This window comes from Aeromonas sp. FDAARGOS 1418 (assembly GCF_019048585.1).
GTDB classification, from domain to species: Bacteria; Pseudomonadota; Gammaproteobacteria; order Enterobacterales; family Aeromonadaceae; genus Aeromonas; species Aeromonas caviae.
In genome coordinates, this window is sequence record NZ_CP077387.1 from 82842 (window position 1) to 109095 (window position 26254).

The following is a 26254-nucleotide window of genomic DNA, read 5'->3' on the forward strand; positions in this document are numbered from 1 at the left end:
CGAGATTTCATCCATATTCAAGCGGTTCCATGACCCCTCTTCACGCCCATGCCTGCACGGATAAAACAAAGCCCCGCATGGCGGGGCTTTTTGTTGCTATGTCAGGCTGACAAAACCCGGGACTACTCGTCCAGGAAACTGCGCAGCACTTCCGAGCGGCTCGGATGGCGCAGTTTGCGCAGGGCCTTGGCTTCGATCTGACGGATACGCTCACGGGTGACGTCGAACTGCTTGCCCACTTCCTCGAGGGTGTGGTCAGTGTTCATGTCGATACCGAAGCGCATGCGCAGTACCTTGGCTTCCCGTGCGGTCAGACCGGCCAGCACTTCACGGGTCGCGTTGCGCAGGCTCTCGCTGGTGGCCGCATCCGCTGGCAGAGCCAGGGTGGTATCTTCGATGAAGTCACCCAAGTGGGAGTCTTCATCATCACCGATGGGCGTCTCCATGGAGATGGGCTCCTTGGCGATTTTCAGTACCTTACGGATCTTGTCTTCCGGCATGCCCATGCGCATGGCCAGCTCTTCCGGGTTCGGTTCACGACCCATCTCCTGCAGCATCTGGCGGGAGATACGGTTGAGCTTGTTGATGGTCTCGATCATGTGCACCGGGATACGGATGGTACGGGCCTGATCCGCGATGGAGCGGGTAATGGCCTGACGGATCCACCAGGTGGCATAGGTCGAGAACTTGTAGCCGCGACGATATTCGAACTTGTCGACCGCCTTCATCAGACCGATGTTGCCCTCCTGGATCAGATCCAGGAACTGCAGACCGCGGTTGGTGTACTTCTTGGCGATGGAGATAACCAGACGCAGGTTGGCCTCGACCATCTCTTTCTTGGCACGACGGGCTTTGGCCTCACCAATGCTCATGCGGCGGTTGATGTCCTTGATCTGGGCGATGGACAGACCGGTCTCTTCTTCGATCTGCTGCAGCTTGCCGATGGAACGCAGTACTTCTTCGTCCATCTCGAGCAGGCGGGGAGACCACGCCTTGCCGGCCTGCTTCTGGTATTCGAACCAGGCAGTTTCGCACTCGTTGTTGGTGAAGGCCGCGACGAAGGTCTTCTTCGGCATCTTGGCCTGCTCAACGCAGAGCTTCATGATGATGCGTTCCTGCACGCGGACACGCTCCATCATCTCCCGCATGTTGTTGACCAAGCGATCGAACTGCTTGGGCATCAGGCGGAATTGACGGAAGACATCGGCCAGCTGGGCGATGGCATTCTGGGTGTCGTCGTGGGCACGGCCATTCTGCTGAATGGAGAGACGAGTCACCTCGTACTGGGCACGCAGTTCGCCGAATTTCTCGCGAGCGACTTCCGGATCCGGGCCACCGTCGCCATCATCGTCGGAGTTGTCGCCGTCTTCGTCTTCGTCTTCGTCCTCATCTTCATCTTCGTCGGCGAGGTCGTCCTCGCTGAGTTCGGAGCCGATATGAGTGGCGGTCGGCGCCACATCATCCACTTCGTTCGGATCGATGAAGCCGGAGATGATGTCGGACAGGCGAAGCTGCTCGGCTTCGTACTTGTCGTACTGTTCGAGCAGATAGGTGATGGCTTCAGGGTACTCGGCGACGGAGCTTTGTACCTGGTTGATACCGTCTTCAATCCGCTTGGCGATGTCGATCTCGCCTTCGCGGGTCAGCAGTTCGACGGTACCCATTTCCCGCATGTACATGCGGACGGGATCGGTCGTGCGACCAATCTCAGATTCAACAGATGCCAGAGCCTGGGCCGCTGCTTCGGCAGCGTCCTCATCGGCGGTACCACCTTCAGCCATGATAAGGTCATCGGCATCCGGAGCGTTTTCAACCACTTGAATGCCCATATCGTTGATCATCTGAATGATGTCTTCGATCTGGTCTGAATCGACAATGTCTTGCGGGAGGTGATCGTTCACCTCGGCATAGGTCAGGTAGCCCTGTTCTTTACCTTTGGCAACGAGGAGTTTAAGCTGAGACTGCGGGGTTTGCTCCATAGAACTCATCCGGTTGGTGTTGCTAGGTTGCGCGTACAGTGCGCTGCTGCGCAAATAGCCAATTCTAATAGAAAACCGCCAGACATGCTATGTCTGGTTGCGGCGTCGGTCATGAGAAACCCCTGCCCGCAGTGTTGTCGGGGCCAGGTGGTTATAAAGTGTTTGCTTTCAATCCCGTCTATTCGGGCAACGCTATTCATATTGGGACTGCTCACTCAAATATCAAGCCCCACTCTCATTTCTTTTCTCAATCTGCACCTCTCTGATCAGCATCATCAGCTCCTGAGTTTCCTCAGAGCTTAGCCCTTCCTGCGCCACCTTGGCCTGCAATTCTTCGATCCGTTGCTTCAGGAAAAGGTTGATGAAACCGACAAAGGTATCCTGCAATTCTCCCAGAATATCGGGCTCCTGGTCGAGCTTTACCTCTTCAAACAGGTCATGCATCGCCAGTTGGGCAAGTATTTCTCCCTCTTTTGTGCCACGCCAATGCTCCAGCAGGATACCCGTTGTCACTCCCGGCTGGATCAGGATCTGCTGGTGCAGTTGCAGCAGGAAAGGGATCCCCTGCAGGCGCAGCCCGGCCAACTCGGGCATGGCCGGCAGCTCGGCGGTGATCGCCGGATACTGCACCATCAGGGCCAGAGCCCTGCGGATCGGCGTCAGCTTGGTCGCCTTGGGTTTGTTGACTTCCACCTTGGGCTGGCTGTTGCGGGCAAACAGCTCGGTAATCCGCTGCTTGTTTTCTCCCCAGCGCATCATGCTGGAGAGTCGGGTAATCAACCCCTCGCGCGTGAAACCTTCCGGTACCCGACGAATCAGCTCAGCGGCCTTGTTTGCCACTTCAAACTTGCCTGCCTCACCGGAAAGAGCCGCATCGCGCCCGAGGCGTTCGAACATGAAATCCGCAAACGACTGGGCCTTGTCGAGCAGCGCTTCGAACCCCTCCTTGCCGATCTGGCGTACCAGCGAGTCGGGATCCTCGCCATCCGGCAAAAAGACGAACTTGAGTTCACGGCCGTCCTGCAGGTGGGAGAGCGCGTTATCCAGCGCCCGCCAGGCCGCTTCCCGACCGGCGTTGTCGCCGTCGTAGCAACAGACCACCTCTGCCGTGGTACGGAACAGGGTGTGGATGTGATCGCTGGTGGTCGCAGTCCCCAGTGCCGCCACCGCATAGTCGATGTCGTACTGGCCGAGCGCCACCACATCCATGTAGCCTTCCACCACCAGGATCCGGCGCGGATCCTTGTGTGCCTGCTTGACCTCATAAAGGCCGAACAGCTCTCGCCCCTTGTGGAAGATGGGGGTTTCGGGGGAGTTCAGGTACTTGGGCGTGCCATCCCCCAGCACTCGGCCACCGAAGCCGATGACCCGGCCGCGTTTGTCCCGGATCGGAAACATGATGCGATCGCGGAAACGATCGTAGCTGCCCGGGCCGCTGTCACGGGGGATCAGCATACCGCCCGAAATCAGCAGTTGTTCGTGATCCCTACTGGCGCCAAAGCGGCGACGCACCTGATCCCAGTCCCCAGGGGCATAACCGATGTTGAAGCGCTTGACCACCTCGCCAGTCAGGCCCCGGCCTTTCAGATACTCCACCGCCTGAGGCGCGTTCTTGAGATTGCTCTCGTAGAAGCGCGCAATCTGGTTCATCAGCTCGAACAGATCCTTGCTGACGGCTGGTTGGCTATGGCTTGATCCACCCGCCGTTTGCTCACGGGGGACCTGCATACCGTGCAGGCTTGCCAGCTCTTCGATGGCATCGGGGAATTCCAGGCCGTCGTACTCCATGACAAAGCCGATGGCATTGCCGTGGGCACCACAACCGAAACAGTGATAGAACTGCTTCTCCTGGCTGACGGTAAAGGAGGGGCTTTTTTCGTTATGAAAAGGGCAGCAAGCCTGGTAGTTCTTACCGGCTTTCTTCAACCGCACACGGGAGTCGATCAACTCGACTATGTCCGTGCGTACAAGCAGATCATCGATAAAGGATTGCGGGATCCTGCCAGCCATAACCGTCCTGTTTCATTGCATAGGAAATAAAAAAGCCGCGCATTCCAATGGGAAGCACGGCTTCTTCGACCAAACAAGAGAGTTGCCTGTTACGCCAAGCGGGTTTTCACCTGAGCACTGACGGCGCCGACATCGGCACGCCCCTGAATTTTTGGCTTCAAGACAGCCATGACTTTACCCATGTCAGCCATGACGGCAGCACCACTTTCAGTGATGGCTTGCTCGATCAGGGCGGCAATTTCGTCTGCGGTCAGCTGTTGTGGCAGGAACTCCTGCAGCACAACGATCTCGGCGGACTCTTTGTCGGCAAGATCCTGGCGACCGGCAGCTTCAAACTGGCTGATGGAATCGCGACGCTGTTTGACCATTTTGGTCACGACAGCGAGGATCTCTTCATCATTGAGCTCGACACGGGTATCGACTTCACGCTGCTTGATTTCTGCCATCAACAAGCGGATAGCACCCAACCGAGGCTTGTCTTTGGCAAGCATGGCGAGCTTTTGCTGATCCTTGAGTTGATCCTTCAGAGACACGGCATGATCCCTTGATTAGTACAGGCGGATACGACGTGCGTTTTCGCGGGACAGCTTCTTGGCGTGACGCTTGACAGCGGACGCTTTGGCGCGCTTGCGAATGGTAGTCGGCTTCTCGTAGAACTCACGGCTACGAACTTCGGACAGGATACCGGCCTTTTCGCAAGAACGCTTGAAGCGACGCAGAGCAACGTCAAACGGCTCATTTTCACGGACTTTGATTACTGGCATGTGCCTTTCACCTCAGTGATAAATTGTTAGCTGACCTTCAATCGATCAGCATGTCTTAAAATGGTGCGAAATTATACTCTGGACAGGGAATGAAAGTAAACCCGCAGAGATCGCTCTGGTTTAAAAAACCCGCGAAGGTTACCATAGCCGTCTCATTTTAGCAGTGAAATTTTTTAGCAATGCGTGTATTGGGCATAGAGACATCCTGTGACGAAACCGGGATCGCGATCTTCGATGATCAAAAAGGGATCCTTTCCCACCAGTTGTACAGCCAGGTCAAGCTGCATGCGGACTACGGCGGCGTTGTTCCCGAGCTCGCCAGCCGGGACCATGTACGCAAGACGATCCCCTTGATCCAGGCCGCCTTGAAAGAGGCCGGACTTGGCAAGGATGACATCGATGGCATCGCCTATACCGCGGGGCCAGGTCTGGTTGGCGCCATCCTGGTCGGGGCGACCATAGGCCGCTCGCTGGCCATGGCTTGGGACAAGCCAGCCATCGCCGTGCACCACATGGAAGGTCACCTGCTGGCCCCCATGCTGGAAGAGCGAGCCCCCGAGTTTCCCTTCGTGGCGCTGCTGGTCTCCGGCGGCCACTCCATGCTGGTCCGGGTCGATGGCATCGGCAGCTACCAGCTGCTGGGCGAATCGATCGACGATGCCGCCGGTGAGGCGTTCGACAAGACCGCCAAGCTGATGGGTCTGGACTACCCCGGTGGTCCGCTGCTCTCCCGGCTGGCGGAGAAGGGCACCACTGGACGCTTTACCTTCCCCCGTCCCATGACCGACCGTCCCGGGCTCGACATGAGCTTCTCCGGTCTCAAGACCTTCGCCGCCAACACCATTGCCGCCAACGGTGATGATGAACAGACCCGTGCCGACATCGCCCGGGCGTTTGAGGATGCGGTGGTCGACACCCTGGCCATCAAGTGCCGCCGTGCCCTGAAGGAGACCGGTCTCAATCGTCTGGTCGTGGCAGGCGGCGTCAGTGCCAACCGTCATCTGCGCGCCCAGCTGGCCGAGCTGATGGAGAGCCTCAAAGGTGAAGTCTTCTACCCGCGCACCGAATACTGCACCGACAACGGCGCCATGATCGCCTATGCCGGCATGCAACGCCTTAAGGCGGGAGTCTTCGAACCCCTGGTCGTCAAGGCCGTGCCGCGCTGGCCGCTGGATACCCTGGATCCGGTGTGATCCTGACGATCCACGACAAAAAGAAAGGGGCCTGTGGCCCCTTTTTCATCTTGATGACGGTATTCATACCCGTTTAGTTGGTGCGGAACAGCGCCTCAATGGACAGCCCCTGCCCCAGCAGGATTTCCCGCAGACGGCGCAACCCTTCCACCTGGATCTGGCGCACCCGCTCGCGGGTCAGACCAATCTCGGCGCCCACGTCTTCCAGGGTGGCCGGTTCATAGCCGAGCAGACCGAAACGGCGGGCCAGCACTTCACGCTGCTTGGGATTCAGCTCCTCCAGCCAGTGCACTATGCTGCTGCGCATGTCATCTTCCTGGGACTCCAGCTCGGGTCCCATGCCGCGCTCGTCGGAAAGCACGTCCAGCAGCGCCTTGTCGCGATCGCCACCAATGGGAGTATCCACCGAGGTGATCTTCTCGTTGAGCTTGAGCATGCGATTCACATCGTCCACAGAGCGATCCAGTGCAGAGGCGATATCCTCGGCGGTCGGCTCATGGTCGAGACGATGGGAAAGCTCGCGCGCAGTGCGCAGATAGACGTTCAGCTCCTTGACCACATGGATGGGCAGACGAATGGTGCGGGTCTGGTTCATGATGGCCCGCTCTATGGTCTGGCGGATCCACCAGGTGGCATAGGTGGAGAAACGGAAGCCTCGCTCGGGGTCGAACTTCTCGACGGCGCGGATAAGGCCGAGGTTGCCCTCTTCGATGAGATCCAGCAGCACCAGGCCGCGGTTGTTGTAGCGCCGGGCAATCTTGACCACCAGGCGCAGGTTGGATTCGATCATGCGCTTGCGCGCCGCTTTGTCGCCACGCAGGGCACGGCGGGCGTAGTAGACTTCCTCTTCGGCCGTGAGCAAAGGGGAGAAGCCTATCTCCCCCAGATAGAGCTGGGTGGCGTCCATTACCTTGTTCAGCTCGGGCGCCATCAGTTCATCGGAAATGGTCTCTTCGGCTTCGGCCGCCACTTCCTGAACCTCTTCTTCCTCCTGAACCTCCAGCTCCTCGTCGAACTCTAACTCTGCATCCTGCATTACCAGTTGTTCTTGGCTCATGATATCTCTCCCTGACCTACACCAGAGTAAGACTCAGCTCTCTGAGTTAACGCTTTGGCAAATAGCCCATCGGGTTGATCGACTTGCCTTTGTACCGGATTTCAAAGTGCAAGCGCACATCCGGCGCATCCGTGCTACCCATATTGGCGATAACCGCTCCGCCCTTCACGGTGTCTCCCTCCTTGACCCTCAACTCATCGTTGTGAGCGTAGGCGGAGAGGTAGTCATCGTTGTGCTTGAGAATTATCAGCTTGCCATAACCTCGCAGTGCACTGCCCGCATAGACCACTTTGCCGCTGCTCGCAGCGTAAATGGGTTGGCCCTTCTGGCCGGAAATGTCGATGCCCTTGTTGCCTTGTTCCGCAACGGAGAAGCCTTCAACGATCCGCCCTTTGGTCGGCCAATGCCAGGAGAGTGTTGACGAGGAACTGACGGTTTTTTGTTCTTTCGCCTGAGCGTATGCTGTTGACGAGGCAGGAGCAATCGTTTTCTGAGCAATAAATGGTGTGGTCGTACCTGCCGGAGCCGTGGCCAGGGGTTTGGGCCCCGTGCTGGTCACCACCGGTGTGGTTGCTGCAACCATCTGACCACCCGAGGAACCCGCGCCCCCCACATTGAGCACCTGACCCACGTGCAATGCATAAGGAGCCTGGAGGTTGTTGCGCTGGGCCAAGGCCTGGTTGGAAAGACCGAACTGGCGACCGATGCTGCTCAAGGTATCGCCACGGCGCACCTCGTAACTGCCAGACCCCGTCACGCTGCCACGACTGACAGGGCTGCCGACGGTTGCCACCGCCATGGGGGCGGAAGCGCCATCGAGCCTGAGCTGCTGGCCGGGATAAATGTTATAGGGGGGAGTGATGCCATTGATGCTGATAAGCGAAGCCACATCCATGCCAGAACGAAATGCAATGGAGTAGAGAGTGTCTCCTTTGACCACGGTGTACCCGTTGCCTGCAATGCCGGGCTTGGTCATACCTTGACGCACGGGGATGGTCGAAGCGACCTGATCATTGCCCAGGCTGTGCACCGGAGCCGCAGTCTTGCTGGAGGAACAGGCAAGCAGCAGCCATGACAACACGACGACACCGCTACCTTGCCAAACACGCGAACACATAGTGGATCCTTAACGACTAAACCAGAAATAGGCCGCAACGGCCAAACCAATACAGAGCCAGCCCAGCACATCCACATAGTGCATCAGCTTGCGCTCCATCTTCTCGCCGCCCCAGCGCATCAGACCTGCAACCAGGAAGAAGCGCATGCCACGACCGATCAGCGAGGTCAGGATGAAAGGCAACAGTGCCATGTGGAGCAAGCCAGCCGTGACGGTAAACACCTTGTAGGGGATCGGCGTGAAGCTGGCAATAAAAATAACCCAGATGCCCCACTGCGCGAACCACTGCTGGGCCAGGGCAATCTTGTCCTCATAGCCAACCGAGGTCACCAGCGGCTGCACCACTGGCTCCCACAGGGCATAGCCGAGCAGATAACCAAACAGGGCGCCCAGCACAGAAAAGAGAGTGGCCAGCGCGGCATAGTGCCAGGCGCGATGAGGTTTGCCGAGCGCCATGGGCGCCAGCATCACATCCACCGGGATGGGCCAGAAGATGGATTCAATAAAGGCGGTGATGGCCAGATACCAGGGGGCATACTTGTGGCGTGCCCACTGCATCACCAGAACATAAAGGCGGGAAAACAACTTCACTCGACATCTCCGTCAATCAGAGGAACGAAACGTACCGGCTCCAGGATCCGGCTGGTGAGCTGGGAGCCCGATCGCTCGATGAGCTGCAGGGTCTGCTGGCCATCACCCACCGGCAACACCAGACGACCACCGTCAGCCAGCTGATCGGTCAGGGCCTTGGGGACCTCACTGGCCGCCGCCGTCACCAGAATGGCGTCGAAAGGGCCCTTGTTGGGCCAACCTAGCCACCCATTGCCGTGCTTGGCCGACACATTGTGCAGATCGAGCTGGCGCAATCTGCGCCGGGCCTGAAACTGCAGCGACTTGATCCGCTCCATGGTGTAGACATGCTCCACCAGGTGGGCCAGTACCGCCGTCTGGTAGCCCGATCCCGTCCCGATCTCCAGCACATGGGCCGGATCGTTCTGGATCAGCAGCTCGGTCATGCGCGCCACGATGTAAGGCTGGGAGATGGTCTGCCCATGGCCGATGGGCAGGGCAGTATTGTCCCAGGCCTTGTGGGCCATGGCCTCATCCACGAACAGCTGGCGCGGCACCTTCGCAATCGCCGCCAATACGCGGAAATCGCGGACATCCTGGGCAATCAGTTGATTCAACAGGCGCTGTACTATCACAACGTCATCCCTGCAGATCCAGCCACGCGCCCAGGGTCGACAGACTGCCGTAGGCCGTCATGTCGATGGTCAGGGGAGTGATGGAGACATAACCCTGCTCGATGGCGGCAAAGTCCGTTCCCTCTCCTGCATCCTGCTGGTTGCCGGGGGGGCCAATCCAGTAGACGGGCTGACCACGGGGATCCTCGGTGCGGATCACCGACTCCGCCCGGTGGCGATTGCCAAGACGCGTCACCCTGATCCCCTTGATCTGCTCGAGCGGCAGATCCGGCACATTCACGTTGAGGATCTGATCCGCAGGCAACGGATGCACCATCAGCCCCCGCACCAGCTTGGCGGCGTAGTGGGCCGCACTGGCGAAATGGGTCTTGCCCACCAGCGATACGGCGATGGAGGGGAAACCAAGATGACGCCCTTCCGTCGCGGCCGCCACCGTCCCCGAGTAGATGACGTCATCCCCCAGGTTGGCCCCGTGATTGATACCGGCCACCACCATGTCGGGCTCAGGGCGCAGCAGTTCGTTGACCGCCAGATGAACGCTGTCGGTCGGCGTCCCCTTGACCGCATAACTCTTGATGCCGTGAAAACTGGACGCATCGAGGCGGGTGACCCGCAGCGGCACTTCCAGCGTCAGGGAGTGGCTGGCACCGCTGCGGTTGCGATCCGGCGCCACCACCACGACCTCGCCACAGGCACGCAACGCCTCGCTGAGGGCGCGAATGCCCTCGGCGTGTACCCCATCGTCATTACTGACCAGAATTCGCATCGGTTGAGTTCCTGAAACCGTGATCGGCCTCTTCGGCCTGCATTAATTCTCGTACCACGCTGGTGGCAAAGGCGCCGGCCGACAGGAAGAACGACAGGGTCAGCACCTCGTCCTCCCGTTGCCAGCTCATCTGCTCCGGCTTGAGCAGCAGCGGGCGCCTGTCCTGATCCAGCCCGGCTTTTTCCAGTCCTTCGCACCAGTCGCCATAAGAGGCCAGCACTCCTTGCTCGAACTCGGCGGCTGCCCCCTGGCTCGCCAGACGGCCACGGCCCCACTGGGGAGCGGTCAGTTGCACGTCTCCGGAGGCAAGGCGCGCCTCGAGCTCGGGCGTCACGCTCTCTTCGCTGAAGATGGAGTGGCTGCCCTTGAGCATCACGCAGTCGCCAGCCAGCAGCTGATGGGCCAGCCCCTGCTCGATGCGGGCGCTGACGATGGCATTGAACAGCATGCTGCGGGCGGCGGACAGATAGAGGGAGCGCTTGTTGCGATCCTTGACCCGCTTGCCGGCGAACATCGCCTTGGCGGCCTCCAGGTTGTTGCCACCGCGGCCGAAACGCTGCTCGCCGTAGTAGTTGGGCACCCCCTGGGTTGCAATCGCCTGCAGACGGGATTCCAGTCCGTCGGCCTGCTCCAGCCCGGTGAGGCGCAGGGTGAAGTGGTTGCCCTTGAGATAGCCGACCCGCAGCTTCTTGTTGTGGCGCTTGACCTCAAGGATCCGGATGTTGTCGTTCTCGATGACCGAGAGATCCGGCTCGCCCTTGCCCGGCAGATGGATGCCGAACCACTGTTCGGTCACCGCATGGCGATCTTTCAGACCAGCCCAGGTCACCGCATTGCGGGCAACCCCGGCCGCATCGGCCAGCAGGCCAGCCACCCAGGCGGTATTCTCGCCGGTTTTGCGTACCCGGACGAAGATGTGTTCCCCCTCGCCGCAAGGTGCAAACCCGAGATCTTCATTGACCACGAAGTCGGCGGCCTCGGCCTTGAGGATGCCGCGAGCAGTGGGCGTCCCGTGCAGATAGGCAAGTTGTTCAAGCATCATTGTTTCACCAGCAAGACAACGGCTTCGGTGGCGATCCCTTCCTTGCGCCCCGTGAATCCAAGTTGTTCGGTGGTGGTCGCCTTGACGTTCACCCGGTCCAAGTCACATTGCAGATCCGCGGCCAGCACGGCGCACATGGCGTCGATATGGGGGGCCATCTTGGGGGCCTGGGCGATGATGGTCACATCCAGGTTGCCGATGGCATAACCTGCGAGCTGCACGCGGGCAAAGACATCCCGCAGCAGGGTGCGGCTGTCGATGCCCTTGAATTCGGCGGCGGTATCGGGGAAGTGGCGGCCGATGTCGCCGGCGCCGATGGCCCCCAGCAGGGCATCGCTCACCGCATGCAACACCACGTCGCCATCGGAGTGGGCCAGCAGGCCCTGTTCATAGGGCACCGCCACCCCGCCCAGCATGCAGGGGCCGACCCCGCCAAACTTGTGAACATCAAAACCATGTCCGATCCGCATCATGCCTGCGCCCTCCTCAATACACGGAAATCTGTCTCATCAAAACCATGTCCGGTGCGGATCATGCCTGCTCCTCTGGGGATGAATCGGGTCGTGCCGACCGGCACGCACGTTGTTGCTGTAAATAGAGCCCGGCCAGGGAGAGATCTTCCGGCCGGGTCACCTTGATGTTGTCGGCCCGCCCTTCCACCATGCGCACGGGGAAACCGGCGCGCTCCATGGCGGAGGCTTCATCGGTGATGGCGGCGCCGAGCGCCAGCCCCTCCTCCAGCGCCCGCTTGAGGGGGCGGACCAAAAACATCTGGGGCGTCAGGGCATGCCAGAGCTGCTCGCGATCCACGGTGGCGAGGATATTGCCGGCCGCATCGGTGCGCTTCATGGTATCGCGCACCCGGCTGCCGAGGATGGCACCGCCAGAGGCCATGGCGGCAGCAATGAGCGCATCGAGATCCTCGTGGGTCAGACAGGGCCGGGCGGCGTCGTGCACCAGTGCCCACTCCCCTTCTGCCATGTGCAACGCATTGAGCACGGAGAAGGCGCGCTCGCTTCCCCCTTCCACTCGCAACACCCGCGGATCGGTTGCCACGGTCAAGGTCTCAAACCAGCTGTCGTGGGGCGCCAGCGCCACGATCACACGGGCGATGGCGGGATGGGAGAGCAAACGCTCCAGGGTGTGCTCCAGAATGCATTTCCCTGCCAGGGACAGGTACTGCTTGGGGCAACTTGCCCCCATGCGACTGCCAATACCGGCAGCCGGGACGATGGCGGTCAGGCCGCTCAGGCTATCAGTCATCGTAGGGGGCACCATCAGGCTCCGTCACCTGATCCTTTTCTTTGGGAATGATTCGGTAGAAGGTCTCGCCCTGCTTGATGTAGCCAAGATCGTTGCGCGACAACTCCTCGATAGCCTCAAGGCCAGAAGTAAGATCGTCGATTTCCCGGTAAATCAGACTGTTGCGATCCTTGAGTACCAGGTTGTCCTGTTGCTGCCGCTCGATGGCGGTGGAGAGTTCCCGATAGTCGGAGAGGCCGTTTTTCCCCAGCCAGAGGTCATATTGCAGCCCTCCCAACAGGAGGAGCAGGATAAGAGTGAGTAGCCGCATGCACTGAGTCTCCTTCAAGCGGCCTAGTTTCCCATATTCGCAGGCAAGACAAAAGAAAGCCTGTGTGCCGGATGGGTTGGTCGGAATAAAAAATGCAGGTCGCACACGCCCATAAGCGCAGAACGAAAAAGCCCCGCCAGATGGCGGGGCTTTGTGAAGCATGAACGCAGGCGAAAATTAAGCCTGGTTCTTCACTTCTTTCAGACCACGGAACGGAGCCTTGGCACCCAGGGCTTCTTCGATACGGATCAGCTGGTTGTACTTGGCAACACGGTCAGAACGGCTCATGGAACCGGTCTTGATCTGGCCAGCAGCGGTACCCACAGCCAGGTCGGCGATGGTCGCGTCTTCGGTCTCACCGGAGCGGTGGGAGATGACGGCAGTGTAGCCAGCGTCTTTGGCCATCTTGATGGCAGCCAGAGTTTCGGTCAGGGAACCGATCTGGTTGAACTTGATCAGGATGGAGTTGGCGATGCCGTTGTCGATACCGCGCTTCAGGATCTTGGTGTTGGTTACGAACAGGTCGTCACCAACGATCTGGATTTTCTTGCCCAGTTCAGCAGTCTGGTAGGCGAAACCTTCCCAGTCAGATTCGTCCAGGCCATCTTCGATGGAGACGATCGGGAACTTGGTGGTCAGGTCAGCCAGGAAGTCGGAGAAACCGTTGGAGGTGAAGACACGACCTTCGCCTTTCAGGTTGTACTCTTTCTTCTCTGCGTCGTAGAACTCGGAAGCAGCGCAGTCCATGGCCAGGGTGATGTCGGTGCCCAGTTTGTAACCAGCAGCGGCAACGGCTTCAGCGATAACTTCCAGCGCTTCGGCGTTGGATTTCAGGTTCGGAGCGAAACCACCTTCGTCACCAACTGCAGTGTTGTAGCCCTTGGACTTCAGCACTTTGGCCAGGTTGTGGAACACTTCTGCGCCCATGCGAACGGCTTCTTTCAGGGTCTTGGCGCCAACCGGCTGGATCATGAACTCCTGGATGTCGACGTTGTTGTCGGCGTGCTCACCACCGTTGATGATGTTCATCATCGGCAGCGGCATGGAGTAAACACCCGGGGTGCCGTTCAGCTCGGCGATGTGGGCGTACAGCGGCATGCCTTTGGCAGCAGCGGCAGCTTTGGCGTTGGCCAGGGAAACAGCCAGGATGGCGTTGGCGCCGAACTTGGATTTGTTCTCGGTACCGTCGAGGTCGATCATGATCTGGTCGACAGTGGCCTGGTCCTTGGCATCTTTACCCAGCAGAGCCTGAGCGATCGGGCCGTTGACGGCTTCGATGGCTTTCAGCACGCCTTTACCCAGGAAACGGCTCTTGTCGCCGTCACGCAGTTCCAGCGCTTCGCGGGAACCGGTGGACGCGCCAGACGGAGCGGCTGCCATACCAACAAAACCACCTTCCAGGTGAACTTCGGCCTCAACGGTCGGGTTACCACGGGAGTCGATGATTTCACGACCGATCACTTTAACGATCTTGGACATGTGTATTTCCTCAGGTTTCGTAAAAAAACAACAAAAATATGCCAAAAAAAGCGGCTGTGGCACAGAGCCCCAACCGCATTTATTTTCAATTACTTCAAATTACGCTTCTGATACTCGCCCGCCGCCTTCACAAAACCGGCGAACAGGGCGTGGCCATCACGGGGAGTCGAGGTGAACTCCGGGTGGAACTGCGCGGCCACGAACCAGGGGTGATCCGGGATCTCGATGATTTCCACCAGCTTCTTGTCGGCGGAGAGACCGGTCACCTTCAGACCTGCCGCTTCAATCTGCGGCAGCAGCTTGTTGTTCACTTCATAACGGTGACGGTGGCGCTCGTAAATGGTCGGGCTGCCGTACATCTGACGCACCTTGGAATCTTCCACCAGGTGGCAGAGCTGGGAGCCCAGACGCATGGTACCGCCCAGATCGGACTTCTCGGTCCGGGTCTCGACGTTGCCTTCGTCATCCACCCACTCGGTGATGAGACCGACCACGGGGTACGGGCTGTCTTTCTTGAACTCGGAGGAGTGAGCCCCTTCCATGCCCGCAACGTTGCGGGCGTATTCGATCAAGGCAACCTGCATGCCCAGGCAGATACCGAGGTACGGGATCTTGTTCTCGCGGGCATATTTGGCGGCCAGGATTTTGCCTTCCACACCGCGCTCGCCGAAGCCACCCGGCACCAGAATCGCATCCAGACCTTCCAGCAGCTCGGCGCCACGGGTCTCGATGTCCTGGGAGTCGATGTACTTGATGTTGACGGAGAGACGGGTCTTCAGGCCACCGTGCTTGAGCGCTTCGTTGACGGACTTGTAGGCGTCCGGCAGGGAGACATACTTGCCCACCATGCCGATGGTGACTTCGGCAGTCGGGTTGGCCTCTTCATAGATGACCTGTTCCCACTCGGCCAGGTCGGCTTCTTTGCACTCGATGCCGAAGCGCTCGGTGATGTAGCCGTCCAGACCCTGGGATTTCAGCAGCGCCGGGATCTTGTAGATGGAGTCGACATCCTTCATGGAGATGACGGCGCGCTCGGGCACATTGCAGAACAGGGCGATCTTGGCACGCTCGTTGGCCGGAATGGCGCGGTCGGAGCGGCAGATCAGCACATCCGGCTGGATACCGATGGAGAGCAGCTCCTTCACGGAGTGCTGGGTCGGCTTGGTCTTCACCTCGCCGGCGGCGGCCAGGTAAGGAACCAGGGTCAGGTGCATGAACATGGCATTGTTGCGACCCACGATGGCCGCCAGCTGACGAATGGCTTCAAGGAACGGCAGGGACTCGATGTCGCCCACGGTACCGCCCACTTCGACGATGGCAACCTGATGACCTTCGGCGCCGGCAATCACCCGCTCCTTGATGGCGTTGGTGATGTGCGGGATCACCTGGATGGTGGCGCCCAGATAGTCACCACGACGCTCCTTGCGCAGCACGTCTGCATAGATGCGGCCGGTGGTGAAGTTGTTGCGGCGGGTCATCTTGGTGCGGATGAAACGCTCGTAGTGGCCCAAATCCAGATCGGTTTCGGCCCCGTCCTCGGTTACGAACACTTCACCATGCTGGGTCGGGCTCATGGTGCCCGGATCCACGTTGATGTACGGGTCCAGTTTCATGATGGTCACATCCAGACCACGGGCTTCCAGAATGGCTGCCAGAGAAGCTGCGGCAATGCCTTTGCCGAGGGATGAAACAACGCCACCAGTCACAAAAATATATTTGGTCGTCATGCTGAACCTGAAAGAAGTTTAGGGAATTTTAAGGGGTGCTTCGGGGATGAAGCAGGACGGGGAAACAGTATACCAAAACCCCCACTCCCAAACAATGAACAAAAATCTATCAGGCTCCCCGCCGCCCCGTCTTGCGCCAAATCAACTTTGTTCGGTTTCCTTGGCCTTGTTCCAGGCCTCGTCCAGCCTCTCCAGGGAGCAATCCGTCATTTTCAGACCTTCTGCGGCAATAAAGTGTTCAACCTGACGAAAACGACGCTCAAACTTGGTGTTGGCAGCCCGCAGCACCTGCTCGGGATCCTTGCCCAGATGACGCACCAGATTGACAGTGGCAAACAAGAGATCGCCGAGCTCGTCGCTCACCCGAGCCTCGTCCACGTCGACCATCAGCGCCTCTTCCATCACCTCCTCGATCTCCTCGTGGATCTTGTCCACCACAGGCCCCAGCGTCTTCCAGTCGAAACCGACGGTGGCGCAGCGCTTCTGGATCTTGGCTGCCCGGGTCAGGGCAGGCAGGGAGAGGGGGATATCGTCCAGCACGCTCTCCTTGTCGAGCGCCGCACGCTCTTTGGCCTTTTCCGCCTCCCAGTTCGCTTTGACCGCCTGCTCGTCACCCAGGTCGGCATCGGAGAAGACATGGGGGTGGCGGCGAATGAGCTTCTCGCTCACGGTATCGACGATGTCGGCAAAGTCGAACAACCCCTGCTCCTTGCCGAGCTGGGCATAGAACACCACCTGGAACAGCAGATCACCGAGCTCCCCCTTCAGCCCTTGCCAATCTTCGCTCTCGATGGCATCCGCCACCTCGTAGGCCTCCTCCAGGGTGTGCGGCACTATGGTCTGGAAGCTCTGCTTGAGATCCCAGGGACAGCCCCCGTTCGGGTCACGCAATCTGGCCATGATGTCGAGCAGTTGGGGAAGGTCGTAGCGTTGGGACATGGGCAACTCACTTTCGATTCAGTAAATGGGTTCATGAATATCCGCTCACGCCACTGCTCCACATGATGTGGCGCCATGGCGGCCGGAGATGGGGCGCGTGATATCCGTCTTCAATGCTCTACAAGGAGGGAGAAAATGCAGACCGGCCACTGGGGCCGGTCGGTTGAGCATTACAGCCGCTTGGCGCTGATCACGTCGTTGAGCTGACTGAGCTTGGCCAACGCCCGGTTGAAGGCGTTGATGTTGTAAATCTCCAGCTCCATGTCTATTTCGGCGGTCTGCTCGCGCACGTTGGAGCGCGAACGCACTCCCATCACGTTGATCTTCTCGTTGGCGAGCACGGTGGTGATGTCGCGCAGCAGGCCGGATCTGTCGTTGGAGAGAATGCGGATGGTGAGACCGTAACCGCCGGAGTAGTTCTCCCCCCAGACCGCATCGATCAGACGCTCCGGGTTGCGACGCGACAGCTCCTTGAGCTGATCGCAATCCTCCCGGTGGATGGAAACCCCCCGTCCCATGGTGATGAAGCCCTGGATGGCGTCCCCCGGGATGGGCTGGCAGCAGCGGGCGATGTGAGTCATCAGGTTGCCCACCCCTTCCACTACGATGTGATCCTTGGGTTTGGGGCGGAAGGGCACATTGGCCTTCTGCTCCAGCTTCTCCAGCAGACGGCGATCTTCTTCTTCCGCCGTCGGCTTGTTGTAGCGGGTGTCGAGGTAGTTGAGCAGCTGGTTGATGCGGATGTCGCCGCTGCCGATACCGGCCAGCAAATCTTCCAGCTCCTCCGCATGGAAACGCTCCAGCACCACCTTGTCCACCTTCGAGAGAGTGAGGTTGTGTCTGTCCAGCTCTTTCTCCAGCAGCTCCTTGCCAGCGGCGATGTTCTTGTCCCGGTCCAGCTTTCTGAACCAGGTGGCCACCTTGGCCCGCGCCCGGCTGGAGCGCAGGAAGCCGGCGTTCGGGTTCATCCAGTCGCGGCTCGGGTTCGGCTCCTTCTGGGTGATCACCTCCACCTGGTCGCCGGTCTGCAGCGTATAGGTGAAGGGCACGATACGACCGTCGATCTTGGTGCCTATGCAGCGGTGACCGATCATGCTGTGCACGTGATAGGCGAAGTCGAGCGGCGTCGCCCCTGCCGGCAGGTCGATGACATCGCCCTTGGGAGTGAAGACATAAACCCTGTCCTCGAACACCTGACTGCGCAGATCGTCCAGCAAGGAGCCGCTCTCCGAGAGATCCTCCTGCCAGGCGAGGAGTTTGCGCAGCCATTCGATCTTGTCTTCGAAGGTGCTGGTCTTGGCAGCGGCCTGGGCCCCTTCCTTGTAGCGCCAGTGCGCAGCGACACCGAGCTCCGCATCCTGATGCATCTGCTCGGTACGGATCTGGATCTCCACCGTCTTGCCCTCCTCCCCCACCACCACGGTGTGGATGGACTGGTAGCCATTGGGCTTGGGGTTGGCGACATAGTCGTCAAATTCGCGGGGAATATGGTGGAAATGAGTGTGAACGATACCGAGCGCCGCGTAGCAATCCTGCAGCCGCTTGGTGATCACCCGCACCGCGCGCACATCGAACAGCTCGTTGAATTCGAGGTGCTTCTTCTGCATCTTGCGCCAGATGCTGTAGATGTGTTTCGGTCGGCCATAGACCTCGGCCTCGACGCCGGCCTCGGCCAGGGCATCGCGCAGAGACTGCACGAATTCACGGATGTAGCGCTCGCGGTCGAGCCGTTTCTCGTCCAGTTGCTTGGCGATCTGCTTGTAGGTGTCCGGGTGCAGGTAGCGGAAGGCGAGATCCTCGAGCTCCCACTTGAGCTGACCGATACCGAGGCGGTTCGCAAGGGGGGCATAGATGTTGGTGATCTCCTGGGCCATCAGCACCCGGGTCTCCTCATCCGCCTTCTTCGCCTCACGCAGGCAGGCGATGCGCTCCGCCAGCTTGATGACCACGGCGCGCACGTCCTCGACCATGGCGAGCAGCATGCGGCGCACGTTGTCCACCTGCTCTGGCGAGGTTTCGCTGCGGTGAAGGGTTTGCAGGGAGCGGATGGCCTCCATCTCCAGCACCCCTTCCACCAGCTTGGCGATCTTGGGGCCGAAGTCCTCGTTCACCTTTTCCTGGCTGATGAGACCGGCTTCGACGAAGGGATAGAGAATGGCGGCCTTGAGGGTGGCGAGATCCATGCTGAGCATCAGCAGGATGCCCACCATCTCAACCCCGCGTACCAGCAGGCGGTTGGTGAGCGCTTCGTCACCCAGGGTCAGGCAATACTGGTAGACGGTTCGCAGCTGATTCTTGTCACTTTCACTCAGGGTAAGGGAACTGACCCACTCATCCAGAGTGAAATTGTCTTTCAAATGAATATCGCGCACCGCAACCATGGTATCAATCCTTAAAAGTGTGGGGTCGAAAGCCAATGCTCTCCTTATCCCCTCATCAACTGATGACTGCCTCAAATGGGGATGCATGAAAGAGTTTTCAAGGCATGTCACCGCGCAAGGTGACAGGGCTCTTCCCCGCATCCGATCCACTATCGACGACCTAGATTACCCTAATCACTCCCGCTCAAACAGCGCTGCCGCCGCTGGAAAACCAAGATAACCGCATGCTGCCCTGCCCGTTGAAGGCAGCGAGAAACACCTGTTTTACCTCACTCTGGCAGCATCATGCACATCGAAAAATCATCACGACCGCATCTTGATTCATCCAGAATAATGCGGTCGCCTCGACTCAGCCCCGTTCGAACAGCGCCATGGACTCCAGATGACCGGTGTGGGGGAACATGTCCAGCATCCCCAGACGGGTCAGCTTGTAGCCCCCCTGCACCAGCACCTGACTGTCACGGGCCAGGGTGACCGGGTTACAGGAAACATAGACCACCCGTTTGGGGGAAAGTGCCACCACGTGGCTCATCACCTCCAGCGCCCCGGGTCTGGCCGGATCCAGCAGTACCAGATCGAACCCTTCCCGGGCCCAGGACATGCCCACGATGTCGCCGCTCAAGTCCGCCTTGTAGAAGCGGGCGTTGTCGATGCCGTTGCGGCGGGCATTCTCCTGTGCACGCGTCACCATGGCGAGCTCCCCTTCCACCCCCACCACTTCGCGGGCCTGACGGGCCAGCGGCAGGGTGAAGTTGCCGATGCCGCAGAAGAGGTCCAGCACCTTGTCATCCTTGCCCGCGTCGAGCCAGCTCAATGCCTGCTCCACCATGCGCTGGTTGACGGGCCCGTTGACCTGGATGAAGTCGCCGGGAGCGAATGCAAGAGACAGGCCATCAAGCGTGTAACTTGGCTGAGACTGTTGACGCAGAGGTTCGATCTGCTCGTCCGCCGCCTGCAGATAGAGGTCTATCCCCTGGGCGGTGGCAAACTCGGTCAAGTGCGCCCGATCTGCCTCGGTGGGGCGACCGGTGTGGCGCAGCAGCATCAGAATGCCCTGCTCCCCCTGAATGAGTTCCGCATGGCCCAGTTCGCGCTGGCTCTTCAGCCGATTGAGGCATTCGCGCAGAGGGGCGATAAGGGCGGAGAGGGGCTCGGCCAGCACAGGACAGCCAGCAATCTCTACCAGATCGTTCGACTGGCGACGACGAAAGCCCACCCGGGTGCAGCGACCGTTCTTGTCAAACTTGATGGCCAGACGGCAGACCCGGCGGTAGGCGCGGGACTCCCCCGTCAGCGCAGGTGCCAGCGCCGGCGCCTGGATGTTGCCAAGGCGCTCGAACAGGCTGACCAGTCCCGCCTCCTTGGCCGCCAGCTGATCTCCCTCTCCCAGGTGCTGGGCACTGCAACCGCCACACTCGCGATAGTGGTCGCAGAAGGGGGCTACCCGGTTGGCCGCCGGGGTCACCACCTGTTGCAGGGCGGCGTGGGCATAGTGCTTCTTGTCGTCGATGATGCGGGCCTTGATGGCCTCGCCGGGCAGCGCCCCTTCGATGAAGATGGCCTTGCCCTGATGACGGCCGACGCCGACACAGTGGTGATCCAGACTGTCTACCGTAAATTCAATACGTTGGGGCTGGGTGGATTTCTTTTGGGGCTTGAAAAACTGGGCCATAAAACTTGGTGCCTATAGGTGGCTATGTCATGATTGTGGAATCTGCGGCAGACCATTGTCCCACAAGAATAATCGTATGACCAAATACGGCCTGAGGACCCCAGCCGCGGCATCCGCCCCATCGTCCATTCTGACCAAAAGTGGCCCATTGATATGACCGGATACGGCCTGAGACCCCGTACAGCGACAGTGACTGTATTGCCTGCCCGACCCCGGTGCCTGCATGCGCCCCGGATCATGGCTTCTCTTGCGAAAGGCGGGTCGGCGGCATGACCAAGTACGGTCTCAGGGCCCGGGTGCTGGCCTTCACCATCTTGCCGACCCTCATCATCGGCGGCCTCATCGCTGGCTATTTCACCTTCCACCGCTATCAGCAGCTGGAAAACAACCTCATCGATCAGGGCATCAACATCATCGAGCCCCTGGCCATCGCCAGCGAATACGGCATGACACAGCACAGCCGAGAATCCCTCAAGCGGCTGATCGGGCTCACCCATCGCAAGAACTCGCCCTTCATCAAGTCCATCGCCGTCTTCACCCAGGAGAACCAGCTGTTCGTGACGTCCAACTACCACAGGGACTTCAGCCAGCTTCGTCTGCCGGACGGCAGCGTCATCCCGGCCCTGACCAGCGTCTCCGTCAACGGCGATGACATCATACTGCGCACCCCCATCCAGGCAGAGACCAGCCTGGACGGCTTCCCGCTGCCAAGCGATCTGGAGCCGCCGGTCATCGGCTACATCTCCATGCAGCTCGCCACGGACAGGGCCATCGTCCTTCAGTACCGCGACGCCTTCTTCGCGGTCATCATCGTGCTCATCGGGCTGGCCATCAGCGCCCTGTTCGGCTTCCGTCTGGTCAAGAGCGTGACCCAGCCCATCACCGACATGGTGCAGGCGGTGCACCGGATCAGGGAGGGGCGACTCGATACCCGGGTCAGCGGCCAGCTCACCGGCGAGCTGGACATGCTGAAAAACGGCATCAACGCCATGGCCAAGGCGCTCTCCGAATATCACGAGGAGATGCAACAGAACATCGATCAGGCGACGTCGGATCTGCGGGAGACCCTCGAGCAGATCGAGATCCAGAACGTCGAGCTCGACATGGCGAAGAAGCGCGCCCAGGAGGCGGCCAGGGTCAAGTCCGAGTTCCTCGCCAACATGTCCCACGAGCTGCGCACCCCTCTCAACGGGGTCATCGGCTTCACCCGCCAGCTGCTCAAGACCAGCCTGACCCCGAGCCAGACCGACTACATGCAGACCATCGAGAAGTCGGCACGCAACCTCCTTGGGATCATCAACGACATCCTCGACTTCTCCAAGCTGGAAGCGGGCAAGCTGCAGCTCGAGCACATCCCCTTCAGCCTGCGGGACACCCTCAACGAGACCATGCACCTGCTGGGGCCGAGCGCCCACGACAAGCAGCTCGAACTCTCCCTCCAGGTGGATGCCGCCGTGCCGGACTACCTCACCGGCGACCCCATGCGCCTGCAGCAGGTGCTCACCAACCTCACCGGCAACGCCATCAAGTTCACCGAGCGCGGCAACGTGGACGTGCGTGTCGAGCAGACCGGGGAATCCAGCGGCAACAAGGTGCGCCTGCGGGTACTGATTCGCGATACCGGCATCGGCATCTCGGAAGAGCAGCAGCGCCAGTTGTTCCAGGCCTTCAACCAGGCAGACTCCTCCATCTCTCGCCGCTATGGGGGCACCGGGCTCGGGCTCGTCATCACCCAGAAGCTGGTGCAGCAGATGGGGGGCCAGATCCGCTTCGAATCCGAACTCGGCAAGGGGTCGGTCTTCTCGTTCCACCTGGATCTGGATGTCTCTCCCCTGCCACAGAGCGAGCGGCTTCCGCTGGATCGCATCCAGGGCAAGCGGGTCTGGCTGCTGGAGCCGGATCCCTTTACTCACGCCTCCCTGCTCGCCCTCCTGGGAGAGTGGCACCTGGATGTGCACTCCCTGACGGTGGACGAGGAGTGGCCCCCGATGAGCAGCCAGGACATGGTGCTCATCGGCAGCAGCACCCTGCACAGCCCACAGCAGGTGATTGCCCGTCTCGACGGACTGGACGGCCAGCAGAACACCATAGTACTGCTCAGCAGCCACGAGCCGGCCCTCTACGACGCCATGCTGGCCCACGGCGCCGTCCACTGCCTCTCCAAGCCCATCAACCATCGCAAGTTGCTGCACGCCCTGCTCTCCCCCGAGGCGGTACGCCGTGCCCCCCTGCCCGCGCCGACGCCGCGCAGCGTGCAGGCGGTCAAGGTGCTGGCGGTGGATGACAACGCCGCCAACCTCAAGCTCATCGCCGCCATGCTCAAGGAGATGGTGACCGAGGTGGTGGTGTGCAAGAACGGCAAGGAGGCGGTCAACCTGGCCCAGAGCCAGCCGTTCGACATCATCTTCATGGATATCCAGATGCCCGTCATGGACGGCATCAGCGCCACCCAGGCGATCCGCCACCACTCCCTCAACACCGAGACCCCCATCGTCGCGGTCACCGCCCATGCCATTCCCGGTGAGCGGGAGCGCCTCATTCGCCAGGGCATGGACGACTACCTGGCCAAACCTATTGACGAGGGGATGCTGGCACAGCTCATCACCGACTTCGCCCACCGGCGGCACCAGAATCACGGGGATCAGCAGATAGACTGGCCCCTTGCCGTGCGTCAGGCCGCCGGCAAGCCGGCCCTCGCCCGGGAGATGCTGACCATGCTGCTGGCCAGCTTCGACGAGGTGGAGCCCATTCTGGCGGCGGCGCTGGAAGGGAGTGCCGACGATGCAGACGTGCTGGCCCAGCTCCACCGCCTCAACGGTGGCTGCGCCTACTCCGGGGTGCCGGGTCTGCAACGCCTGCTCTCCCAGCTCGAGCAGCAGCTGCGCGACGGGGTCGCCGTGAGCGATCTGGAACCCGAATTGCTGGAGCTGCAGGATGCCCTGGCGCAGGTGAGGCAGGAGGCTCCCCGCTACCTGGCCCTGACCGACTGAGGCGCTTTTTCTGACTGGACAGGCGGCAGGTGGTAACATCTGCGCCGTTTCCACAGGAGTCAACATGACCAACAACGATATTCTACGCCGCCTGCGCTATGCCCTCAGCATCAGCAACGACCAGATGGTCGAGATCTTTGCCAAGGGCAATCTGGCCATCACCCATGCCCAGTTGCACGGCTGGCTGATGAAAGAGGCCGAAGAGGGCGAGGCACAGGAAGCGGGCTTCGCCGCCTGCCCGGACTCGGCACTGAGCCAGTTCCTCGACGGCTTCATCGCCCTGCGCCGCGGTGTGCGGGAAGATGCCCCGCCCCAGGTGATCCCGAACCGGATCAACAACAACCTGATCCTGCGCAAGCTGCGCATCGGCCTCAACTACAAGGAAGAGGAGATGCTGGGCACCCTCAAGCTCGCGAACTTCAACCTCTCCAAGTCCGAGCTGAGCGCCCTGTTCCGCGCCAGGGATCACAAGCACTATCAGGATTGCGGGGATCAGATCCTGCGCAACTTCCTGATTGGCCTCACCGCCAAATACAGGCCCGGGCCCTGATGACCGCCTCCGGCCAGGTGCGAGGCTAGACCATGGCCTGGCGCCGCCTGCTGACTCCACGCCCGTCGGCGAGCGGCGGTGCGTGTCGGTTCGCGGCGCGCTGGTTCTGGTCACTGCCCCTCATCCTGCTGCTCGGCGCCTGCCAGCCTGCACCCTATCGGCTCAATCAGGAGCATCAGAGCGCCAGCCAGAACGAGCGCATCGCCTTTCTCATCCTGCACTACACGGATGAAGAGGATGCCCGCTCCCTGCGCCTGCTGACCGAGCCGGAGCACAAGGTGAGCGCCCACTACCTGATCCCCCGCGACACCGACGAGCAACCGTTCCCGGTCTACCAGCTGGTGCCCGACAGCCAGCGGGCCTGGCACGCCGGACGCAGTCGCTGGCATCACTACGCCGGGCTCAACGCCAGTTCGCTCGGCATCGAGATAGTGAATCTCGGGTATGACGAGAAAGACGCGGCCCTGCCAGCCCATCTGAGACACTGGCAACCCTATCCCTCTGCCCAGATCGCCGCCCTCGGCGCACTCGCCCGGGATCTGGTCGAACGCTACCAGATCCCCCCCACCCAGGTGCTGGCCCACAGCGACGTCGCCCCCGAGCGCAAGCAGGATCCCGGCCCCCGGTTCCCCTGGCGCGAGCTAGCCCTGCGCTACGGTGTCGGCGCCTGGCCCGACGAGGCCCGGGTGGCCGAGCTGCGCCAGACGCAGCTCAATCCCTGGGATGCGCTGCAATGGCAGCAACAGCTTGCCCGTTACGGCTACGGCCTCCCCCAGCACGGCGCCTGGGATGAGCAGAGCCGCGCCGCCCTGCGCGCCTTCCAGCTTCACTTTCGCCCCGCCCTGGTCACCGGCGAGCCGGATGCCGAGTGCCAGGCCATCCTCACCGCCCTGCTGGAGCGCTACTTCCCGGAACCAGGCTGAGACGCCCCTTCCCTTTCGCCTTCTGCACACGGATGCCCGGCCCCATGCCAGATGAGCACGGGGTTCACCCCGCCTTCCACTCCTGAAAACCACAAGGGACGCCGAAGCGTCCCTTGTGGTTGCGATACCTGCGAAGCGGCATCAGATCCCCTGACGGGCTTCCTGCATCAGCGCACGCATGTCGCTGACCGCCTTGGCCAGACCGTCGAAGGCGGCGCGACCGATGATGGCGTGACCGATGTTGAGCTCATAAAGCTCGGGGATGGCGGCGATAGCCTTGACGTTGTGGTAGTGCAGGCCGTGGCCCGCATTGACCTTCAAGCCCTTGCCAGCGGCGTAGGAAGCACCGGCGGCGATGCGCTTGAACTCGGCGTTGCGCTCGGCATCCGTGGTGGCATCTGCGTAGCGGCCGGTGTGGATCTCGATGAAGGGAGCACCGCTCGCGGCGGCCGCATCGATCTGCAACGGATCCGCATCGATAAAGAGCGACACCTGGGCGCCCACGGCGGCCAGGCGGGTCACCGCATCGGTCACCTTGTCCAGCTGGCCCGCCACGTCCAGACCACCCTCGGTAGTCACCTCGGTGCGCTTCTCCGGCACTAGGCAGACGAAGTGGGGCTTGATGCGGCAGGCGATGCCGATCATCTCCTCGGTCACCGCCATCTCCAGGTTCATCCTGGTCTGGATGGTCTGGCGCAGGATCTCCACGTCCCGGTCGGTGATGTGGCGGCGATCTTCCCGCAGGTGGACCGTGATGCCATCGGCACCGGCCTGCTCGGCCACGAAGGCGGCCTGTACCGGATCCGGATACTGGGTGCCGCGGGCGTTGCGCAGGGTGGCGATATGGTCGATGTTCACACCCAGGTAGATCTCGCTCATTGCTTACT

23 protein-coding genes are annotated in these 26254 nt (G+C 60.6%); 4 read left to right on the forward strand and 19 right to left on the reverse strand.

Annotation, left to right across the window (positions count from 1 at the left end; translation table 11 throughout):
* Positions 1 to 122: 122 nt before the first annotated feature.
* The 4 genes from rpoD to rpsU form a co-directional block, all read right to left on the reverse strand.
* The gene (gene rpoD, locus I6L48_RS00420; protein ID WP_010675616.1) at positions 123 to 1979 is read right to left on the reverse strand and encodes an RNA polymerase sigma factor RpoD; all 1857 of its coding nucleotides are present in this window, start codon (positions 1977 to 1979) and stop codon (positions 123 to 125) included.
* A 222-nt stretch (positions 1980 to 2201) separates the two neighbouring features.
* Positions 2202 to 3989 (reverse strand): DNA primase, encoded by a 1788-nt coding sequence (gene dnaG, locus I6L48_RS00425; protein WP_113068962.1) that lies wholly within the window; start codon positions 3987 to 3989, stop codon positions 2202 to 2204.
* An 89-nt stretch (positions 3990 to 4078) separates the two neighbouring features.
* Positions 4079 to 4522 (reverse strand): GatB/YqeY domain-containing protein, encoded by a 444-nt coding sequence (locus tag I6L48_RS00430; RefSeq protein WP_010675618.1) that lies wholly within the window; start codon positions 4520 to 4522, stop codon positions 4079 to 4081.
* A gap of 15 nt (positions 4523 to 4537) precedes the next feature.
* Positions 4538 to 4753, reverse strand: coding sequence for a 30S ribosomal protein S21 (rpsU, locus tag I6L48_RS00435; protein WP_005309452.1), 216 nt, complete (start codon positions 4751 to 4753; stop codon positions 4538 to 4540).
* 179 nt (positions 4754 to 4932) lie between these two features.
* Between rpsU and tsaD the strand changes: the two genes are divergently transcribed.
* Positions 4933 to 5946: a tRNA (adenosine(37)-N6)-threonylcarbamoyltransferase complex transferase subunit TsaD gene (tsaD, locus tag I6L48_RS00440; protein ID WP_010675619.1), complete on the forward strand. Its 1014-nt coding sequence runs from the start codon at positions 4933 to 4935 to the stop codon at positions 5944 to 5946.
* Between the two features lie 73 nt (positions 5947 to 6019).
* On the opposite strand, the gene rpoS is transcribed toward tsaD, so the two are convergent.
* The 14 genes from rpoS to rlmD form a co-directional block, all read right to left on the reverse strand.
* Positions 6020 to 7003 (reverse strand): RNA polymerase sigma factor RpoS, encoded by a 984-nt coding sequence (gene rpoS, locus I6L48_RS00445; protein ID WP_010675620.1) that lies wholly within the window; start codon positions 7001 to 7003, stop codon positions 6020 to 6022.
* A 46-nt stretch (positions 7004 to 7049) separates the two neighbouring features.
* The gene (locus tag I6L48_RS00450) at positions 7050 to 8120 is read right to left on the reverse strand and encodes a LysM peptidoglycan-binding domain-containing protein (RefSeq protein ID WP_010675621.1); all 1071 of its coding nucleotides are present in this window, start codon (positions 8118 to 8120) and stop codon (positions 7050 to 7052) included.
* Between the two features lie 9 nt (positions 8121 to 8129).
* Positions 8130 to 8711 carry a YqaA family protein gene (locus I6L48_RS00455; RefSeq protein ID WP_162726112.1) on the reverse strand — a complete coding sequence of 194 codons (582 nt, stop codon included), beginning with the start codon at positions 8709 to 8711 and terminating at the stop codon, positions 8130 to 8132.
* Positions 8708 to 9325, reverse strand: coding sequence for a protein-L-isoaspartate(D-aspartate) O-methyltransferase (locus tag I6L48_RS00460; RefSeq protein ID WP_010675623.1), 618 nt, complete (start codon positions 9323 to 9325; stop codon positions 8708 to 8710). Before I6L48_RS00460 ends, I6L48_RS00455 begins: the two co-directional genes overlap by 4 nt.
* A 4-nt stretch (positions 9326 to 9329) precedes the next feature.
* Positions 9330 to 10091, reverse strand: a complete 762-nt coding sequence (gene surE / locus I6L48_RS00465; RefSeq protein ID WP_113068963.1) for a 5'/3'-nucleotidase SurE — start codon at positions 10089 to 10091, stop codon at positions 9330 to 9332.
* A complete protein-coding gene (gene truD / locus I6L48_RS00470) occupies positions 10072 to 11130 on the reverse strand; it encodes a tRNA pseudouridine(13) synthase TruD (RefSeq protein WP_216987682.1) in 1059 nt (352 codons plus the stop codon). Before truD ends, surE begins: the two co-directional genes overlap by 20 nt.
* The gene (ispF, locus tag I6L48_RS00475; protein ID WP_113068964.1) at positions 11130 to 11606 is read right to left on the reverse strand and encodes a 2-C-methyl-D-erythritol 2,4-cyclodiphosphate synthase; all 477 of its coding nucleotides are present in this window, start codon (positions 11604 to 11606) and stop codon (positions 11130 to 11132) included. Before ispF ends, truD begins: the two co-directional genes overlap by 1 nt.
* A 58-nt stretch (positions 11607 to 11664) precedes the next feature.
* A complete protein-coding gene (gene ispD, locus I6L48_RS00480; RefSeq protein WP_042881527.1) occupies positions 11665 to 12396 on the reverse strand; it encodes a 2-C-methyl-D-erythritol 4-phosphate cytidylyltransferase in 732 nt (243 codons plus the stop codon).
* Positions 12389 to 12706, reverse strand: coding sequence for a cell division protein FtsB (gene ftsB, locus I6L48_RS00485; protein WP_010675628.1), 318 nt, complete (start codon positions 12704 to 12706; stop codon positions 12389 to 12391). Before ftsB ends, ispD begins: the two co-directional genes overlap by 8 nt.
* A 177-nt stretch (positions 12707 to 12883) precedes the next feature.
* Complete coding sequence (eno, locus tag I6L48_RS00490; RefSeq protein ID WP_005335583.1) at positions 12884 to 14185, reverse strand: phosphopyruvate hydratase; 1302 nt, start codon at positions 14183 to 14185, stop codon at positions 12884 to 12886.
* A gap of 89 nt (positions 14186 to 14274) precedes the next feature.
* Positions 14275 to 15912, reverse strand: a complete 1638-nt coding sequence (gene pyrG, locus I6L48_RS00495) for a glutamine hydrolyzing CTP synthase (protein ID WP_039041042.1) — start codon at positions 15910 to 15912, stop codon at positions 14275 to 14277.
* A gap of 141 nt (positions 15913 to 16053) precedes the next feature.
* Positions 16054 to 16851, reverse strand: a complete 798-nt coding sequence (mazG, locus tag I6L48_RS00500) for a nucleoside triphosphate pyrophosphohydrolase (RefSeq protein WP_103259552.1) — start codon at positions 16849 to 16851, stop codon at positions 16054 to 16056.
* A 170-nt stretch (positions 16852 to 17021) separates the two neighbouring features.
* On the reverse strand, positions 17022 to 19232 hold the full coding sequence (relA, locus tag I6L48_RS00505) for a GTP diphosphokinase (protein WP_216987683.1): 2211 nt from the start codon (positions 19230 to 19232) through the stop codon (positions 17022 to 17024).
* Between the two features lie 349 nt (positions 19233 to 19581).
* Positions 19582 to 20904: a 23S rRNA (uracil(1939)-C(5))-methyltransferase RlmD gene (rlmD, locus tag I6L48_RS00510; protein WP_216987684.1), complete on the reverse strand. Its 1323-nt coding sequence runs from the start codon at positions 20902 to 20904 to the stop codon at positions 19582 to 19584.
* Between the two features lie 269 nt (positions 20905 to 21173).
* Between rlmD and barA the strand changes: the two genes are divergently transcribed.
* The 3 genes from barA (at position 21174) to I6L48_RS00525 (ending at position 25367) form a co-directional block, all read left to right on the forward strand.
* Entirely contained in the window at positions 21174 to 23894 is a 2721-nt protein-coding gene (gene barA / locus I6L48_RS00515) for a two-component sensor histidine kinase BarA (protein ID WP_216987685.1), read from the forward strand.
* 64 nt (positions 23895 to 23958) lie between these two features.
* Entirely contained in the window at positions 23959 to 24444 is a 486-nt protein-coding gene (locus I6L48_RS00520) for a DUF1456 family protein (RefSeq protein ID WP_010675634.1), read from the forward strand.
* 32 nt (positions 24445 to 24476) lie between these two features.
* Positions 24477 to 25367: an N-acetylmuramoyl-L-alanine amidase gene (locus tag I6L48_RS00525; protein ID WP_216987686.1), complete on the forward strand. Its 891-nt coding sequence runs from the start codon at positions 24477 to 24479 to the stop codon at positions 25365 to 25367.
* Between the two features lie 141 nt (positions 25368 to 25508).
* On the opposite strand, the gene pdxJ is transcribed toward I6L48_RS00525, so the two are convergent.
* The gene (pdxJ, locus tag I6L48_RS00530) at positions 25509 to 26246 is read right to left on the reverse strand and encodes a pyridoxine 5'-phosphate synthase (protein WP_010675636.1); all 738 of its coding nucleotides are present in this window, start codon (positions 26244 to 26246) and stop codon (positions 25509 to 25511) included.
* Positions 26247 to 26254 lie beyond the last annotated feature (8 nt).